Origin of the sequence: Nostoc sp. MG11, from assembly GCF_014904695.1 — a bacterium.
Lineage (GTDB): Bacteria > Cyanobacteriota > Cyanobacteriia > Cyanobacteriales > Nostocaceae > Komarekiella.
Window position 1 is genome coordinate 60,090 of the sequence record NZ_JACXXN010000021.1, and the last position, 16,944, is coordinate 77,033.

Genomic DNA, 16,944 nt, shown 5'->3' on the forward strand with positions numbered 1-16,944 from the left:
TAGGAGATCAACAAGATGACCTATAGCAATAGTAGAAGTCAACGAGATAGCGCCACAATAGACCAAGATAATGCTGTATTTAATGTTGAGGGTGTGAAAGTATACTATGGCGGATTTCTGGCACTTATAGATGTTTATTTAAATATTCCTGAAAAACAAATCATTGCTTTTATTGGGCCTTCAGGATGTGGTAAAAGTACTCTATTGCGTTGCTTCAATCGCATGAATGATTTAATCCCTGGAGCCAAGGTAGAGGGTAGGTTGAATTACCGCGATCGCAATATTTACGACTCTAAGATAAATTCTGTAAAATTACGACGGCAAGTCGGAATGGTTTTTCAAAGACCGAATCCTTTCCCCAAATCAATATACGAAAATATTTCCTTTGGGCCACGTGCTAATGGTTATAAAGGTAATGTTGATGAATTAGTGGAAAATTCCTTAAGACGCGCTGCTATCTGGGATGAAGTCAAAGACAAACTCAAAGAGAAGGGTACTGCATTATCTGGCGGACAACAGCAACGACTTTGCATTGCAAGAGCGATCGCCATGAAGCCAGATGTATTATTAATGGATGAACCATGTTCTGCTCTCGATCCAATTTCTAGCCGTCAAGTAGAAGAACTCTGCTTAGAACTTAAGCAGCAATACACCATCATCATGGTGACTCATAATATGCAGCAAGCTTCCAGAGTGGCAGATTTTACGGCTTTCTTCAATACAGAAATTGATGAGCATGGCAAACGTCGCGGAAAATTAGTTGAGTTTAGTCCTACATCTCAAATGTTTAGTTCTCCTCAAACTAAAGAAGCCGAGGATTATATCAGTGGACGCTTCGGTTAAGCAATATACTGGACAGTGTTTCCAAAAAATAAAGCGAGGATACAAGCAGCTAAAAATAGACAGGCTAATTTTCAACTGCTTGCTGCACTTGCTCTATCCTCAAATCTAAAGCCACTGCTACTTGTTCCACACTTAGTCCCAGTGCCAATAACCTGGGTATAGACTCTAATTTAGCTTGTCGCTTACCTTCTTCTAAGCCTTCCTGTCTACCTTCCTCTAAGCCGTCTTGTTTGATGGATTGATACATCCTGCTCTTTTTGAATTCGTCGTCTATGCCTAACATTTGAGCCAACTCCTCTCGGCTTAACCGGGTGAATTTGTATAAAAGGATGGTTTCTATCAATTCTACAATTTGCTTTCTGGTTGTTTCACCTGCCAGTTGTTGTCTTGCCTGCAAAATCAATTCTCTACCTCTATCTATGGCTGTCTCTTCCCTTTCGATAATTAACTTAACAATTGCCACTTGAAGTGAGTTCTCTGCTGTATCTAATTCGTCTAAATAAATGCGCTGCACTTGTAGGCTGTCTAGCAGCAAACGATATGGTAGTTTGTCCTCTGGATCTAAACTCCTTTGGGGATAGATAACCACAGCACGCCAAAAATTAACAGATTCGTTTTGACGCAGGTAAAGAAAGATTTCAGCAAACAAGCGTCTATAAAAAGTCGAGTCTAGTTGAAACTGGACTTCAACAAAGTACAAAGGTTGGTTTGTAGTTTCATCTGTCGGGATGAATACGCCATCAATCCGAAAGGCAGTATCTTTTAGTTCAACAGAAACAAATTCATAGGCATTGGTATTGACAGTTGTGTCACCAATTATCTCAAAAAATATGCTAGGGAAAGCTTGAAATATGCTATAGAATATTTTGTCAGTTCGCACCTGGATTCAGTCAAACGAAAATTTTATATTATAAAGCTTATCAAGAAAGGCGATCGCCTGATAATTCAGCAGAAAAAAGACTTAGCCCAATGCAAAATTAGGAGAAATAACTATTTAATTTCATATAATTTAAATTACTAATTACCTTGCATTGCTATGCCAAGTTTTTCCAGATTTTCACGGATATTAATAGTGCGAATATTATTTGCCCCCCAAACTCGCTCACAAATATCTAAAGCTTGCAAATAAAGGGGTTTTGCTTCGCTATAACGTCCTGTTACACGATAGATTTCTGCAAGATTGTTGAGACTTTCAGCAACATTAGGATGATTGTCTCCCAATAAATGTTTATCAAATTCTAACGCTTTTAAACATAATGGTTCTGCCTCATTGTAACGCCCTTGTTCTCTGTACATATAACCAAGAGCGTAGATAGTATCTGCCAAAAGAGGATGAGCCTTTTGCAGTACACGTTCCTTGAGTTCCAAGGATTGTAAAAATAATGCTTCGGCTTGGTCATAACGTCCTTGAGCGCGGTAAATCAATCCTAAATTATGAATATCTGTAGCAACATCAGGATTATCTTCGCCCAAAAAACGCTTATCTAGTTCTATTGCTTGTTGCGACAACGGTTCAGCTTCACCGTAGCGTCCTTGATGATAATAGAGTAGCGCTAGATTATTCAGGATGTGAGCGAAAGAGGGATGGTTTTCACCAAGCAAGCGTTTTCCAAGTTCTAATGATTGCAGATACAGAGGTTCTGCTTCGTCATAACGTCCTTGTTGATCGTATAGTAGTGCCAGGTTGTTGAGACTAGCGGCAACATCGGGATGGTTGTCTGCCAATAAGCGTTTCCTTAATTCCAAAGCTTGTTGATATAGAAGTTCCGCTTTACTGTATTGTCCAGTAGATTTGTAGAGTCCCGCCAAGTTATTCAGGCTAGTAGCAAAAGCAGGATGGTTGTCTCCCAGCAGACGTTTCCTCAATTCTAAAGCTTGTTGATATAAAGGTTCCGCTTCTCCATAGCGTCCTGTAGTACGGTATAGTCCTGCAAGATTGTTGAAACTAGTGGCTAAGTCTATCTGCAAACCTGATTCATTTTGCAGTTCAATCGCCTTACGCCAGTATTTTATTGCTAGTTCCTGTTCTTTTTGATAATTCTGAGATTCTCCTCTATCTAACCTACTGCGGTAAATATCAGCCAACCTTGAATATAAGGTAGCCAAGCTGGGATCTTTAATTCCCCGTTCCTGTTCTATCTTCTCAATTAAACTTTGTAAATCTTGAATGGGCAAGAAAAAAGGGTTATTTTCATTAGTATCTGTACTAGCTAATTCTGTGTCTCTAAAAACAAAGCGTATAGGTTCTAATTCTTGACAAGCAATAGCATTCGTTTTTTTAGATACAAACCGAAAAACACCATTGCGCCAACTCCAAAAATCAGGGGCTTTTTTAATTAAGTTGACTAAAATTTGATTAGTTACCCAAAGCACGATCGCAAAAGGAAATTCGCGTAAACCCTCCCGTGTCCACTGTAAATAACCAAAAAACTTTTCCTGTTCCGATTGCTCTTTTCCTAATCTGAGAAAATAAAGTTGCTCAGCACCCGTCACAGTTATCACCGCTGGATTACGCTGACGCAGATATTCTTCTTGTTGTACCAGTTGATTAAGAGCAGCTTTCAGACTTGGTTCTTGACGTGCTAAAGTCACCCGGTATAAACGGAAGGCGGGTTTTAATTCGGCTTCATATTGAGCAATAATGTCATCACGAAAGTTAGCATCATCGCAAACTGCAATCAATAAATTCAATCCTTGTTTTTGAGCTTCTATTGAAACGATTAAATCATCATAAGCATCTTGATTTTCTCCATCATCTATAAATTCCTCATTTGACATGAATAACCCCCTGAACTTTCAAGCTTTCTATAATGATTGGGTGAACATCGTACCAGGTTTCATCAGTGCGATATTCCAAAACATACAGCCCATGTAGTAAATCCAAAAACTCTGTTTGTTTAGGGTCATCGGGCATAAATTGCTTGTAAATACTTTGCAAAATATCTATATCAACTTTTCCTAAACGTATAGAAAAATCATTGCGTATTTTATTGATTGCTTGGAATAAAATCTTATCATCAATAATAACTTCTGCTGTTGGATTTCGTCGGATCATCCGCAAACAAATGCGGCAACATTCTTTAGAAATCCGAATTAGCTCTCGCAACACGCCACCACTGTAGATAACAATTTTTTCAGATGTTTCTGCTGCTATTAATTCACTAGAAATTCGTTTTTGTAAAACTGCACCGAGAATCTTTGTTGCTTCAAGACGCGGTTGAGCATTAGGTAGCCGATTTTTGCCTTTCTCAAATATTTTCAAAACAGGCATTGCTACAACTTGGTCATTAGTCTCAGTGGCAATTATTGTGCTGATAAATGTTTCGCGCAGTACAGCAATGGGGATAGTATAGATAATCCGAAAATTAGGTTGACAAAGAGCTTTAATATTGTCTCGATAGATTTCATTAACTCTTCCTAAATCAAGTTTATCTAAATCATCAATAATTACTAATACATCTTGTTTTGTAGCCGCTTGAATCAGAGCAGCAATTTCGTTAATTCTGGCAACTAAATCTGAGATTTTGCGTTCAAATTCTTGCTTAATTTCATCCCGAACAGTAGCATCAGCTTTTAATTTAGAGCTAATCAACTTTAGTAAATCAAACCCAATCCCAGCTTCTACCTGCAAATTTAACTCTTCAGTGCGAGTTCGAGTAGCAAACCACTTATAAAGAGCTTCTTTAGTCGATTGAGGAATTTCAACTTTACGTGCTTCCGCTTCGGTCATTAAATTAACTGCGATCGCAAACAATATATTAATATGATTAACAGCCGACATTTCAATTTTGTCAGCAATAGAAAATAGAACTACAAAATATTTATTTTGAATTTGCCTGCTAAACTCAGCTAACAAAGTTGACTTACCACATCCCCGATGTCCTGTAAAGACAATTTTGCCGTCTCCATTGGGGCTATCTTCAACTAATTGGTTGAGGTCTGCAATCAAATCATCACCATATTCCACTCTAAATCTTTCCATTTCGTTCTGTTCCATCAACGGAAACAGTTCGAGATTGCTGTATGCTTCTTGAAAGGCGTTTAATAATTTTTGAGACATTGGATAGTGCCGTAAACGTGCTAACTATCCATATAATGGCTCATGATTTTTCAAGCAAAAGTTTAGGTAATGTCTAGGATAGAGTATGCCTACATAACTTCTCAAATCTCGTTAATAAATAACTACTAGGTGAGTGGTATGTTATGTCTTAAAAAGAGATGCCATAATCCCCAAATTTCAACCTATCAATGAGTAACAGAGGTCAATAATCAATCAGACTGAATGATAGATTATACATTCGATAATTCAGACTGAATGATAGATTATACAGATAACATCCTGAAAGCTACTTAACACATAAATAAAATAAAATTTTCAGTTATAAAAATAAATTTTTAGTGTGCTTCGTCTCATCCCCCTCTAGCCGATGCGATGGGTAGCTGTTGTTACTATTGGTTAGTAGTCTGTCAAGGAATAATTGACGAGTACATTCTCTGTAGAGACGGCGATTTATCGCGTCTCTTTAACGTGTCAGTCTTTTAGACGCGATAAATTGCGTTTCTACGTGAGAGCTTTCTGGCTATCCCAAGCGTATTGGGATAAAACTGGTGACTTGTGTGTACACCGTAGCCTTTTAGGAGAGAGGTCAAAATTGTACCTCACTGGGTCGAGAACCGCATATCACCAGGACTTACGCACTCAGATCCCCCAACCCCCTTAAAAAGGGGGCTTTAGAAGTTCCCCCCTTTTTAAGCTACGGTGTACACACATCTCTGTACAAAACCAAAATCGTTGTATATCCTCCTAAATCCCCTTCAAAAGGGGGACTTTGAGAGGTTTTTGCCCCCCCTTTTGAAGGGGGGTTGGGGGGATCAAAAGCCTGTGGGGCAACTCTCAAATACTTGTGTGTACACCGTAGCCTTTTTAAGGGGAGCCAGCGCGGTCTTCTCCCAACGCGAAGTAGCGTCTCCAAGAGTTGGGGAGACGCAATCATGCGATGGGGTCTCCCCAAGTGGAGCGACTGGCGTCGGCTAGGGGGGATCTAGGTTTCAGGCTTCAGTGCGTAAGTTCTAATCACGTCTTTGTGAACTATATGAAAGCTCCGCGACTTCAAAACCTGCTTTTATGACTTCAAAACCTGCTTTTATGACTTCAAAACCAGCTTTTGTGACTTCTAAACTAGCTTTTGTGACTTCTAAACTAGCTTTTGCGACTTCAAAACCTGCTTTTGCGATTTGTAAACCAGCTTTTGCGACTTCAAAACCAGCTTTTGCGACTTCAAAACCAGCTTTTGCGACTTCAAAACCAGCTTTTGCGACTTCAAAACCTGCTTTTCTCAACGAATTTCAGCAAATATACCCGCATCTATCTAATTGGCTAATGCCATCCAATGCTTTTATAATTCTGTAACTTCACTGTGGCTAGTGCATCTGCTTATTGCGTATTTTAATGATACATAAATAACTCAGTGTGTAAAATTAGGGTTATTTATAAATTAAATAAAACTGGAAAACTATATGACGCAACGGAAACGAAACTCCATCGCACTGACCAAAGCTGAACGACGGATTGAAGGAATGCAGACAATTAACCCTGAATTAGACTTTAGTAATGGGTTTTCAATTGCTACTTACAACACTAAAGTAATTGAGTTACGAGAAAAGCTAGCCGCTTATAATCAAGCACAAACAATAGTAGATAAGACACACAATGCATTAATAGAAGCAGAACGTGAGTTGAATACTTATTCTGAGCAAATGCTATTGAATGTTGCATCTCGCTATGGCAAAAATAGTGATGAGTATGAGATGGCTGGTGGAACGCGCAGGTCAGACCGTAAAAAAGCACGTCCAGTAATAAACCAAACAGTGATCTCAGTGAAGTAATTGTTTGGACTCGCCGCTTCTTTAGATAAGGGTGCGTTGACCTTTGTGACAACGTACCACGATCCTACATTCTACCGCTTAACTTCTGAAGCATCTCCAGAGACTTTTGACATCCCAAAATCGAATGCTGAGTGCGATCGCAAATGGGCTAAAGGTATTGTCAAATCCCAAATTAGACTTAATCGTAGGTTGGGTTGAGGAACGAAACCCAACATCTACTTTAGTTTATTAGATTGCGCTTCACTCATTTCTTAACTCACATCTCAACAAAAATAAATTGACGGTATCCTTTATACCAATACTTTAGTATAAAGAGCGAAATTCAACCATCATAAAATTAACACAATGCAATATCGCCGAGCCACAATCGAAGGTGGCACTTACTTTTTTACACTCGTAACATATAAAAGACAAAGACTATTATGCTTACCTACTAACGTATCTTTATTAAGAAATGTTTTTTGGTATGTAATGCATCAACACCCATTTATAATTGATGCCTTTGTTTTATTACCAGATCATCTGCACTGTATTTGGACATTACCACAGGGCGATCGCAATTTTCCTACTCGTTGGCGTTTGATCAAAAGCTATTTTAGTCGTCAGTGCATTACTTTATCACAGGAAAACTTATCTACCTCTAGGCAAAATAAAAAAGAGCAAGGTATTTGGCAGCGTCGTTTTTGGGAACACTTGATTAGAGACGAGGTAGATTTTAAAAATCACCTTGAATATATTCACTACAATCCTGTCCAACATGGTTTAGTGAAAGCTCCAAAAGATTGGGAATATTCCAGTTTTCATCGTTCTGTTCGTCAGGGTATGTATGATATTACGTGGGTGCTGAGCAAGCAATTGTATTTGACTCTAATATTGGTAAAGAGTAGATATCGCCTAAATTGTAGCTGAAATTGTAGGTTGGGTTAAACGAAGTGAAACCCAACGTCAGCATTGGGTATTGTAATGGGTAATGTTGGGTTTCGTTCCTCAACCCAACCTACGAATTACTGCCTTATCAATTTACAACATAGATGGTTTGATATTTTCCCCTTACCTGCTATTCTGATTCCAAGCTATGCGGTTATGAGGTATACAAATCTTGCCAACTGCTGAACAAGGCATCAGGTGTGTCATACTATGTCAATCTTTGACCAATACATTCACTCCTATTTACATTATCCGCCTCGATGAACAAACAGGTAATGTGTTTATTTTGGCAGGAGATAACATAGAGGTAGAAATCTATCGCAATGGATTTTAGAGGTTCTTGTGATTGAGCCAGAATTTAGCAGCATGAGCAAAACCGAGTTAAGAGCCTTCGTCATTGCTCACCCCGACAACAAAGCAGCGTTTCGTGCTTTTGTTGACCGCTTTACATATGAAGCGTCTCCAGAGACTTTTGACATCCCAAAATCGAATGCTGAGATTGAAGAAGTGGAAATTTTGATTAGACAAAAATTAGAACAATTAAAAATGAGCTAAATTTTAGAAGTTTCTTTTAAATGTCGCAGAATTAATTGAGTCGAACAACTGTTCGGTTTTGCAACCTACCAAGCTATCCGACTCGGTTTTATATTCGGAGGTTGTCGCCTTCCTCGCTGGTTCAGGTCTGGACTCCCTGATGTACGCTCGATAAATTCCCACTTATCAACTCTGACTTTGGGGAGTACTCACGCCACAGCCACCGCCACCACGCGAAAACCAACATTGTTGTTACGATTCGCGTGCGCGTTCCTATTGCGATTGGCAGAACGGCAATTCCTGGCATTGTTGATCCAACTACCGCCACGCAGCAGCTAAAATCGACCTGCCCCATGCTCAAACTCTCAAACTAAGTGAGAAATTTGATTAAATGTAGTGTATAACAGTTTTTGATATCAATACACCAGTTTTAGAAAAAAATTTTTGATCCGCCTGTGGCGGAGATTGAAGAAGAAGGGCAAAAAAAAAGAAGTGTAGAGGGAAAAAGGGGAAGAGGGTAAAGAGCAAGGAATCCTCACGCCACAGCCACCGCCACCACGCGAAAACCAACACTGCCGTAACGAATCGCGAGCGCGTACCTATGGCGATAGGCAGAACGGCAAAGCCCGGCATTGAAGATCCAACTACCGCCACGCAGCAGCTTTATGTTATTATAGCTACCAACTAACCACGGTTTACCATCTGTTGGTGCGTCTATGTAATTGCCATTATACACATCTTCACACCATTCATATACATTACCATGCATATCGTATAAACCGAAAGAATTAGGCGGAAATTTTCCTACATCTATTGTTTGTTTACGATATTCGCCCTTTGGCGCAGAGCCGTAAGGATTGTTACCGTCGTAGTTAACTAAATCTGTGGTAATCGTTTCACCAAAATAAAACGGTGTAGTTGTTCCCGCACGACAAGCATATTCCCATTCCGCTTCACTGGGTAGCCTGTAGGTGTGTTTTCTCTTCTGACTCAACTTTTTACAAAACTCTACCGCCTCATCACAACTAACTTGTTCTACAGGTCGTTTCTCACCTTTGAAGTTAGAAGGATTAGTCCCCATAATGGCTTGATACTGTGCCTGGGTAACTGCATATTTCCCCATGAAGAACCCAGGCACTTTTACTTGATGCAGTGGACTTTCACTTTCACGTCTTTCTGCTTCCCCTTCCGGTGAACCCATCGTAAAGGTTCCCCCTGGTATCTGCACCATTTCGAGGGTGATACCATTTCCTAAATTTTCTTCAAAATATTTCGCTTCCTGATTACGGCGGTTGGTGATATTTCCTTGTGCATTTACCGTAACTACTTCAAATTGAAAGGTTTTTAAGGGATTTTTTTCAACTATAAATTCTCCCTTAGTGGAATTTTCAATAATAGGAGGAGGTTGTGGTAAAGATGGTTCTTGACGTTCAGGCAATCTTGCAATTCTTTGAATTGCTTTGATTGCATCCATATCTTGCCCTGAAGCCGCAGCTAATACCCGAATCCATAATTGCTCTGCTAAATCTAAATTCCTATTTACTTCTGCTTGATAAGCATCAATTTTCAACGTGGCGATATCTGCTAGGGTTGCGTATTGTGGCACAAGTATTAGGTGGGATTTATTCACAGGTTCAGCAATCACATAAGGTGTTTGCCTCGCATTTTTATGCTTACTAACAATTTCCGGCACGCGAGACTTGAGATACTGATTTAACCGTTCAACTGTGGCGCGTTGACCTTGAATTCCTAACCCTTCTAGTAGTGCAGTAGTAAAAGCACCTTGTTGTAAAGCCTCAATTTCATAAGAATACTCCTGTGGACTACAGGAAAATATGCTGATAACTCCTTGTTGACGTGCTTCTTCTGCCGTTTGTCGCCCAATTCCTTCACCAGTTTTTTTGCCTTCATTGCGACAAGCATCCAGAATCAAGACAACATTATCAGCACCGCAGCGACGCAGACGTTCACTCACAAAGTTAATCGCAATTGCCGTGTTTTCAATATCCTCTGGATCGCCATCACAAGGCATGAGATAATCACGATCAGCGTATCTTATCCCATGACCACTGAAGAAAAACCAGAAATTATCCCCTGCTCCCATAAAGGGATTGTCAAATAACTGGCGCAAGACTCGCAGCAAGTTAGTGCGAGTTGGGCGAGTCGATTTTCCATCAACAGGAGGAGAGTCATCAGAGAAGAAGAATATCCGCTCAAATCCGGCTTCATTGCCCAGAAACTCTTGCATTAACAGTGCATCCCGCTTGGCATAGTTTAGCGGTTGTAGATACTCATACTGGTTAATTCCGATCGCGATCGCCCAATTTTTTGCCATCTCACTGTGATTCTTGGCGCTTGAACTTCAGCTTAATAGCTCCTTTACTCCCAGCTTTGACACCACTGCCAATTAATTTAACTTCCCCATCTGCACTAATTTCAACCGATAGCTCAATTTCATCTAGCTGCATCTTGGAGTTGACTTTTGCTTGCTGTTCAGCTTGACTAAACAAACTTCCCACTACTTTGAGAAAGTGAGTCATATTTTGCTCTAATGTTTGAGCGCTAACCTTAACGGCATCTCCTACCCCTTTGCTACCAGTACTATCCCTGATAGTTTCCTCTCCCCAACTGCGTGTATTATTACTCCCGCCTTTAGCACCATCAGGAATCGATATTTGCGGCACTTCATCCGTCACAATCCAAATGCCGTCGTTTTGGGGGGTTTCTGACATATTACTTTAAATATTTAGATTAAATTGTCCCACAAATATAGATACAACGGTAGAGATAGCGATTCCGATTACTAGGAAATCTCACTGAGCATTTTAGCGATCGCACCAATTATGATAAAGATTCTGGGAGCGATCGTATAGTCTCAAATTATCTCAGATTGAGTGCGATCGCTTTCTCTAATATTTACCCCACCCTAACCCACCCCTTATAAAGGGGAGGGAACCGTATTTTCTTGTTTCCCCCTTTTATAAGGGGGGATTAAGGGGGGTAATAATTCGATTAAAATCACAACATACCACTTTTCAAACATCCTCTTAAGTACAATTATTTGATAACTTTCAGTGCGTTTTCAACCCCATGATCAAACCCGCCGATGTCAGCACCAAACGCTTAATCAGCCTTGCACCTGATAACTGGGTAAAATGGGTAACACAAATTCCTGATATTGTTGCTGGCGAAATTCTCAACTCAGAATTTCAGTGGATAAGTCGAGAAAGTGATGTTTTAATCCGTGTCGAAAGTCCTCAGCATGGGAAATTTCTCGTTCTTAACGAATTACAACTGCGCTATAAACCAGAAATGCCGCGAAGGATGCGTGCTTATGCAGCACTTGCAGAAGAAAAATATAATTTGCCAACGTATCCAGTACTCATTAATATCCTCAAGGCAAGTGACGCTGAAATACCAACAAGTTACACATTAAATATTGCTGGTTTACGTGCTATTCAAGATTACCGTGTCATTAACCTGTGGGAAGTTGATGTAAACATTGCCTTTGCACAACCATTACCATCACTACTTCCATTTGTACCCATCCTCAAAGGAGGTGATAACGAGTCTACCATTCGAGACGCATTGCGAATCTTACGTGCAGATGAACAATTGAATAAACTGGAAACAGTATTAGGATTTTTTGCTACGTTTGTATTAGATAGTGCAATAGTTCAACAAATTTTGAGGTGGGATATGGCACTTTTAGAGCAGTCGCCTTGGTATCAAGAAATTTTTAGCAAAGGGGAAGAACGAGGAAGAAAGGAAGAGTTATATTCAGGGATTGAATTAGCATTAGAAATTAAGTTTAGCGATCAAGGTTCAGAATTGATGCCGATAATTTCTCAAATTACAGATTTGCAGAAATTAAAAGCAATTCAACAGGCAATTAAAACTGTAAATACAGTAAATGAATTACAGCAAATTTTGTCAACCAACTTTACATGAAACACCAAAAATATAACCCCTCTCCGCCACCGGAAAGGGGTTAATCACTGCTAAAACTCAGCAATCTCTAATAAGCGTCCTGCAACTCGTAGAAATCAGGCGAGATATAATCCTTCCGCAAAGGCCAACCTACCCAATCTTCCGGCATCAAAATCCGCTTGAGATTTGGGTGTCCTTCGTAGATAATGCCGAGCATATCGTAAGACTCGCGCTCTTGCCAATCTGCGGTCTTCCAAATCCAGTACACTGATGGCACGGTGGGGTTTTCTCGTGGTAAGAAAACTTTTACCCGGACTTCTTCGGGGCGATCGCTATTATCACCGACTTTAATCAAGTGATATACACTTACCAATTCTTGTCCTGGGCCAAGGTCAACACCACCTTGAAACTGGAGATAATTAAACCCATAAGCATATAGGGCTGTAGCGGTGGGGAGCAAGAAATCTGGCTCCACCTTAATTATCTCTACCCCGTTCTTGTCTGGTTCTAAAAACTCATGGTCAAAGCCATTTTCTGTTAACCACTGAGAAACTTTACCCGCTTTTACCAAGGACTCTTCTTTGGCTGCTGGTACTGGTTTAGATTCTTCTTCAGCCACGGGTTTGTTCCTCCTTCTCGGCCTTTGCTGTGAGCAGCGCAGGTGGTATTGGCATACCAATCGCTTCCGTCAATTCCTTCGGCGGTACAGAGCGAGTTTCTGACTGCATATATTTACCAGTTAAAATTTGCTCAACTGGCTTCAGGTTATGAGTCGTGCTGTAGTAGCGGTGGGTTTGCTTGATTTTACCCCGCTCTTGCATCGAATCATTGGTGATCTTCTTCCGCAGCTTAATAATCGCGTCGATAATTGCTTCGGGACGAGGAGGACAACCAGGCAAGTACACATCCACAGGAATCAGTTTATCAACTCCACGTACTGCCGTGGGAGAATCAACGCTGAACATCCCGCCAGTAATCGTACAAGCTCCCATCGCAATTACATACTTCGGCTCTGGCATTTGCTCATAAAGACGCACCAATTGAGGAGCCATCTTCATAGTAATTGTGCCTGCCGTAATAATTAAATCGGCTTGGCGAGGACTAGAACGAGGAATTAGTCCAAAACGGTCAAAGTCAAATCGTGAGCCAATTAAAGCTGCAAATTCGATAAAGCAGCAAGCAGTGCCAAATAGCAACGGCCACAGACTAGAAAGCCGCGCCCAGTTGTAAAGATCATCAACCGTGGTCAGAATCACATTTTCTGAAAGGTCTTGAGTGACTGTAGGGCGCTCAATAGGGTTGATGATTCGCTCTTTGTCCTGAGTTGTTAAGTTAGAATTCAAGACCATTCCAAAGCTCCTTTACGCCATGCGTAAACTAAAGCGACTACAAGAATTGCAATAAAGACTAACGCTTCAATAAATGCCAATAGCCCCAAACGATGGAAAGCTACCGCCCAAGGATACAAGAATACCGTCTCCACATCAAAGACGACGAAGACCAAGGCAAACATGTAGTAGCGGATATTAAACTGAATCCAGGCTCCCCCGATGGGTTCCATGCCAGATTCATAAGTAGTGCGTCGTTCCGGGCTGGAACCACTGGGTCGTAGGAGCTTGGACGCTGAGAGCGCTAGGGCAGGCACTAGGCTACAGATTATGAAGAAGCCTAGAAGGTACTCGTAACCGCTGAGGACAAACACAATGAATATCTACCGCTTATAGTGTAAATAAGGCTGTTACTTTCTTTTACATTATATCTTTTTGACTTTTCTGAAATCTAGGAAACAGATGCACTTCAGGTATTTGATTCGTTTTGGTAGATGATAGAAAAGCCTAACAATTATGTCATAATTTTTAACGTATATTTAAGATTTCTTCTCTGCGAGGCCTTAGCCATGAGCGAACCAGCTGTTGAGACTCCAGTGCTAGACCGCTATGAGTGTCGTGCATGCGGTTATGTCTACGAACCCGAAAAAGGCGATGACAAGCATGACATTGCTTCAGGAATACCCTTTGCAGAACTACCTATCAATTGGCGCTGTCCAGTTTGTAGTGCTAAAAAGACCGCTTTTGCCAACATTGGCCCAGCAGGTACAGCATCCGGTTTTAAAGAAAATCTCGGTTACGGTCTTGGTGTCAACAACCTAACGCCAACCCAAAAGAATATCTTGATTTTTGGTGCTTTGGCTCTTGGCTTCTTGTTTTTTATCAGTCTGTACGGCTTACAATGACACGCGTAACCTTTTTGACGACAGTGCTGAGTCTCTGGAGTTCAGAGCAGCCATCGAACTTCTGAGCGTCGGATTCCGGCGCATCCTGCGGGGTCTTGCTACAGAGTTATCAGAAGCCGTCGCACCCTAGCGATCGCTACTGACTTTTCTCTGAGTCCTGAGTAAATAAAAGTACTTAGTACGCTCTATAGTTGGTACAGGTCTTCTAACTCAGTACGGACTACACGCCGCTATGCTAACGGCACGGGCTAAACGCCCTGCTACCGCTAACAATACTCAGGATTCATCTACCTCGGAGGGTGGCCACTGCCTTAAAGTAAACCTTTTAGAAAACCCTTAGACAAATTTAGAAACAACTAAGAGATACTGATGCATTCAATTGTGAGAAGTTGGCAACGAATATTTGCCTTGTTGATCGTAGTCCTCATGTGTATAGGTTGTAGCAAAGTTCCCTCCGTTAGCTACAACCCCTGGAAAATTATTTCTGTGCCGACAGACTCGAATCTGCTGGATATTTCCTTTACTGGTAATCCTCAGCATGGCTACTTAGTAGGTAGTAATGCCACACTTTTAGAAACAAATGACGGTGGTTATACTTGGAAACCTCTAACACTAGAACTGGATGAGCAAAAGTATCGCTTTGACTCAGTAAGTTTTGTAGGGAAAGAAGGCTGGATTGCCGGAGAGCCAGGGCTGCTGCTGCATACTACTGATGAAGGTAGTTCTTGGTCACGTATTCCCTTAAGCGAAAAGCTACCTGGTAGCCCGATCGCTATTAAGGCACTAGCCGAGAACACAGCTGAGATGGCTACAGATGTTGGAGCAATATATCAAACTACAGACGGCGGCAAAAACTGGAAAGCTAAAGTGGAGTCAGCTGTTGGTGTAGTGCGTAACATCGAACGTTCTGCTGATGGCAAATATGTTGCCGTTTCTGCTAAGGGTAACTTCTACTCAACTTGGGAACCAGGACAAAATGCTTGGGTTCCCCATAACCGCAATAGTTCTCGACGAGTAGAAAATATGGGTTTTGCTAACGGTGGTCAGTTGTGGATGCTAGCAAGGGGAGGTCAAATTCAGTTCAGCGATCCAACTAAACCTGACGAATGGCAAAAGGCGCAATATCCCGAACCGTCAACCAGTTGGGGTTTACTGGATTTAGCATATCGCACACCCAACGAAGTTTGGATAGGTGGCGGTAGCGGTAATTTGCTACGCAGTACCGACGGTGGCAAAACCTGGGAAAAAGACCGTGAAGTGGAAGAAGTAGCTGCTAATTTGTATAAAATTATTTTCTTGAAGCCAGATCAGGGATTTATAATTGGCGATCGCGGTGCTTTGCTCAAATATATCCCACCTGAAACAACTTCCCCACCAGGAGCAGCTTAATGACCGAAGAGGCAGAGGGACAGAGGAAGAATAATTAATACCCAATGCCCAATTTCTGAGAAGGACGTTGCAACTTGTAACTCTTTCTAAACTTTGTAGGATAATAAACTCAATAACACTCTTTGTGAAGGTAGGGATCTAAATGTCAGGTACCACTGGAGAACGTCCGTTTTCGGACATCATTACCAGCGTTCGCTACTGGGTGATTCACAGCATCACCATTCCAGCATTATTTATTGCAGGTTGGCTATTTGTCAGCACAGGGCTGGCTTATGATGCGTTTGGCACACCCCGTCCTGATGAGTATTTCACACCAACACGGCAAGAAGTGCCGATTGTGAAAAACCGTTTTGAAGCTAAAAAGCAAGTTGAACAATTTATCGGAAAGTAGTTTGAGATCATGACTAGCGGCAATAACATCAATAATCAACCAGTTACCTATCCAATTTTTACGGTTAGATGGCTTGCAGTTCACACCTTGGGTGTACCAACTGTATTCTTTTTAGGCGCGATCGCCGCAATGCAGTTTATTCAACGCTAGGAGAAATTTATGGAAAGATCGCCCAATCCTAATAATCAACCGGTTGAACTAAACCGGACTTCATTGTACCTGGGACTCTTACTGGTTTTTGTTCTGGGTATACTGTTTTCCAGTTACTTCTTTAACTAACTAGAAGTGCTGTTGTTAATCTTTGTTTATTGATCGTGTGTTGATTTGTTGTTAAGGGAGGAGAAAAGCTGTGTCTGGAAGTGGGAGAATTCCCCTGTGGGTCGTCGCTACGGTCGCAGGTTTAGGTGTAATTACTGTTTTAGGCATTTTCTTTTATGGTGCCTACGCCGGACTCGGTTCTTCGATATAACAATAGTCTGAACCGAATACTATAAGTCTGAATTTTCTAGTAATTGTTGAAAAATCAGCGTAAAAAAACCGCCTGTCTCCATGAGATAGGCGGTATTAATTTTTAGTCAATAGTCTAGAAAAGTCTACGGCGTACTTGATCACAATCGCTTACCCAACAACTTGACTAATGACTATTGACTACATCAACTGGCATCGCTGATATCATCGCTTTCCATATATAAAAATAGAAATGCGAAGACTACACCGGGCAAAATCCAACCAATTGTGTAAACCAAGATAGAAGGCAAAAATGGAGCTGCCATAGTAAAGATTCCTGTTTAATCACACTACAATTCAAAAT

General features: G+C 41.0%; 23 protein-coding genes and 1 pseudogene. 12 read left to right on the forward strand and 12 right to left on the reverse strand.

The genetic code is table 11. From position 1 onward, the window contains the following. Positions 1-15 precede the first annotated feature (15 nt). Positions 16-843 carry a phosphate ABC transporter ATP-binding protein PstB gene (pstB, locus tag HCR01_RS24030; RefSeq protein ID WP_193198610.1) on the forward strand — a complete coding sequence of 276 codons (828 nt, stop codon included), beginning with the start codon at positions 16-18 and terminating at the stop codon, positions 841-843. A gap of 64 nt (positions 844-907) precedes the next feature. Here pstB and HCR01_RS24035 read toward each other — a convergent pair whose 3' ends face one another. The 4 genes from HCR01_RS24035 to HCR01_RS24050 form a co-directional block, all read right to left on the reverse strand. Continuing rightward, positions 908-1,723, reverse strand: coding sequence for an Rpn family recombination-promoting nuclease/putative transposase (locus HCR01_RS24035; RefSeq protein ID WP_193198611.1), 816 nt, complete (start codon positions 1,721-1,723; stop codon positions 908-910). A gap of 137 nt (positions 1,724-1,860) precedes the next feature. Continuing rightward, positions 1,861-3,621: a tetratricopeptide repeat protein gene (locus HCR01_RS24040; protein ID WP_193198612.1), complete on the reverse strand. Its 1,761-nt coding sequence runs from the start codon at positions 3,619-3,621 to the stop codon at positions 1,861-1,863. Then, on the reverse strand, positions 3,611-4,903 hold the full coding sequence (locus tag HCR01_RS24045) for an ATP-binding protein (protein ID WP_193198613.1): 1,293 nt from the start codon (positions 4,901-4,903) through the stop codon (positions 3,611-3,613). The genes HCR01_RS24040 and HCR01_RS24045 overlap by 11 nt, the downstream gene beginning before the upstream one ends. 1,010 nt (positions 4,904-5,913) lie before the next feature. After that, positions 5,914-6,183 (reverse strand): hypothetical protein, encoded by a 270-nt coding sequence (locus HCR01_RS24050; protein WP_193198614.1) that lies wholly within the window; start codon positions 6,181-6,183, stop codon positions 5,914-5,916. A gap of 177 nt (positions 6,184-6,360) precedes the next feature. Between HCR01_RS24050 and HCR01_RS24055 the strand changes: the two genes are divergently transcribed. Beyond that, positions 6,361-6,729 (forward strand): hypothetical protein, encoded by a 369-nt coding sequence (locus HCR01_RS24055; RefSeq protein WP_193198615.1) that lies wholly within the window; start codon positions 6,361-6,363, stop codon positions 6,727-6,729. 71 nt (positions 6,730-6,800) lie between these two features. On the opposite strand, the gene HCR01_RS24060 is transcribed toward HCR01_RS24055, so the two are convergent. After that, complete coding sequence (locus HCR01_RS24060) at positions 6,801-6,944, reverse strand: hypothetical protein (protein WP_193198616.1); 144 nt, start codon at positions 6,942-6,944, stop codon at positions 6,801-6,803. Positions 6,945-7,074: 130 nt separating this feature from the next. Here HCR01_RS24060 and HCR01_RS24065 point away from each other — a divergent pair. From HCR01_RS24065 to HCR01_RS24075, 3 genes and pseudogenes are all read left to right on the forward strand, one after another. Further along, positions 7,075-7,616: pseudogene (locus tag HCR01_RS24065) on the forward strand (REP-associated tyrosine transposase). A 212-nt stretch (positions 7,617-7,828) separates the two neighbouring features. Further along, entirely contained in the window at positions 7,829-7,990 is a 162-nt protein-coding gene (locus HCR01_RS24070) for a DUF6888 family protein (RefSeq protein ID WP_193198618.1), read from the forward strand. A gap of 8 nt (positions 7,991-7,998) precedes the next feature. Further along, entirely contained in the window at positions 7,999-8,211 is a 213-nt protein-coding gene (locus HCR01_RS24075; RefSeq protein WP_193198619.1) for a DUF6887 family protein, read from the forward strand. Positions 8,212-8,399: 188 nt separating this feature from the next. Here the strand turns inward: HCR01_RS24075 and HCR01_RS24080 are convergent, their stop codons facing one another. The 3 genes from HCR01_RS24080 to HCR01_RS24090 all read right to left on the reverse strand — a co-directional run bounded on the left by HCR01_RS24080 (position 8,400) and on the right by HCR01_RS24090 (position 10,922). Then, complete coding sequence (locus tag HCR01_RS24080; RefSeq protein WP_193198642.1) at positions 8,400-8,525, reverse strand: SUMF1/EgtB/PvdO family nonheme iron enzyme; 126 nt, start codon at positions 8,523-8,525, stop codon at positions 8,400-8,402. 200 nt (positions 8,526-8,725) lie between these two features. Next, positions 8,726-10,525, reverse strand: a complete 1,800-nt coding sequence (locus HCR01_RS24085) for an SUMF1/EgtB/PvdO family nonheme iron enzyme (RefSeq protein ID WP_193198620.1) — start codon at positions 10,523-10,525, stop codon at positions 8,726-8,728. Between the two features lies 1 nt (position 10,526). Then, positions 10,527-10,922: a hypothetical protein gene (locus HCR01_RS24090; RefSeq protein WP_193198621.1), complete on the reverse strand. Its 396-nt coding sequence runs from the start codon at positions 10,920-10,922 to the stop codon at positions 10,527-10,529. A 358-nt stretch (positions 10,923-11,280) separates the two neighbouring features. Between HCR01_RS24090 and HCR01_RS24095 the strand changes: the two genes are divergently transcribed. After that, positions 11,281-12,141: an Rpn family recombination-promoting nuclease/putative transposase gene (locus HCR01_RS24095; protein WP_193198622.1), complete on the forward strand. Its 861-nt coding sequence runs from the start codon at positions 11,281-11,283 to the stop codon at positions 12,139-12,141. A gap of 67 nt (positions 12,142-12,208) precedes the next feature. Here the strand turns inward: HCR01_RS24095 and HCR01_RS24100 are convergent, their stop codons facing one another. The 3 genes from HCR01_RS24100 to ndhC are packed head-to-tail and all read right to left on the reverse strand — an operon-like array spanning position 12,209 to position 13,822. Continuing rightward, positions 12,209-12,739: an NAD(P)H-quinone oxidoreductase subunit J gene (locus tag HCR01_RS24100; RefSeq protein ID WP_193198623.1), complete on the reverse strand. Its 531-nt coding sequence runs from the start codon at positions 12,737-12,739 to the stop codon at positions 12,209-12,211. Then, positions 12,732-13,469 carry a photosynthetic/respiratory NAD(P)H-quinone oxidoreductase subunit K gene (ndhK, locus tag HCR01_RS24105; protein WP_193198624.1) on the reverse strand — a complete coding sequence of 246 codons (738 nt, stop codon included), beginning with the start codon at positions 13,467-13,469 and terminating at the stop codon, positions 12,732-12,734. The genes HCR01_RS24100 and ndhK overlap by 8 nt, the downstream gene beginning before the upstream one ends. Next, positions 13,460-13,822, reverse strand: a complete 363-nt coding sequence (gene ndhC / locus HCR01_RS24110) for a photosynthetic/respiratory NAD(P)H-quinone oxidoreductase subunit C (protein WP_162399779.1) — start codon at positions 13,820-13,822, stop codon at positions 13,460-13,462. The genes ndhK and ndhC overlap by 10 nt, the downstream gene beginning before the upstream one ends. 195 nt (positions 13,823-14,017) lie before the next feature. Between ndhC and HCR01_RS24115 the strand changes: the two genes are divergently transcribed. The 6 genes from HCR01_RS24115 (at position 14,018) to HCR01_RS24140 (ending at position 16,602) form a co-directional block, all read left to right on the forward strand. Then, entirely contained in the window at positions 14,018-14,353 is a 336-nt protein-coding gene (locus HCR01_RS24115) for a rubredoxin (RefSeq protein ID WP_162399778.1), read from the forward strand. 369 nt (positions 14,354-14,722) lie between these two features. Further along, entirely contained in the window at positions 14,723-15,742 is a 1,020-nt protein-coding gene (locus tag HCR01_RS24120; RefSeq protein WP_193198625.1) for a photosynthesis system II assembly factor Ycf48, read from the forward strand. 142 nt (positions 15,743-15,884) lie between these two features. Further along, positions 15,885-16,133 carry a cytochrome b559 subunit alpha gene (gene psbE, locus HCR01_RS24125; RefSeq protein ID WP_193198626.1) on the forward strand — a complete coding sequence of 83 codons (249 nt, stop codon included), beginning with the start codon at positions 15,885-15,887 and terminating at the stop codon, positions 16,131-16,133. A 9-nt stretch (positions 16,134-16,142) separates the two neighbouring features. Beyond that, on the forward strand, positions 16,143-16,283 hold the full coding sequence (gene psbF / locus HCR01_RS24130; RefSeq protein ID WP_162399774.1) for a cytochrome b559 subunit beta: 141 nt from the start codon (positions 16,143-16,145) through the stop codon (positions 16,281-16,283). 9 nt (positions 16,284-16,292) lie between these two features. Next, complete coding sequence (locus HCR01_RS24135) at positions 16,293-16,412, forward strand: photosystem II reaction center protein L (RefSeq protein ID WP_015209609.1); 120 nt, start codon at positions 16,293-16,295, stop codon at positions 16,410-16,412. Positions 16,413-16,482: 70 nt separating this feature from the next. Next, on the forward strand, positions 16,483-16,602 hold the full coding sequence (locus HCR01_RS24140) for a photosystem II reaction center protein J (RefSeq protein WP_073644363.1): 120 nt from the start codon (positions 16,483-16,485) through the stop codon (positions 16,600-16,602). 184 nt (positions 16,603-16,786) lie between these two features. Here the strand turns inward: HCR01_RS24140 and HCR01_RS24145 are convergent, their stop codons facing one another. Beyond that, a complete protein-coding gene (locus HCR01_RS24145; protein WP_191759413.1) occupies positions 16,787-16,906 on the reverse strand; it encodes a photosystem I reaction center subunit VIII in 120 nt (39 codons plus the stop codon). Positions 16,907-16,944: the final 38 nt, after the last annotated feature.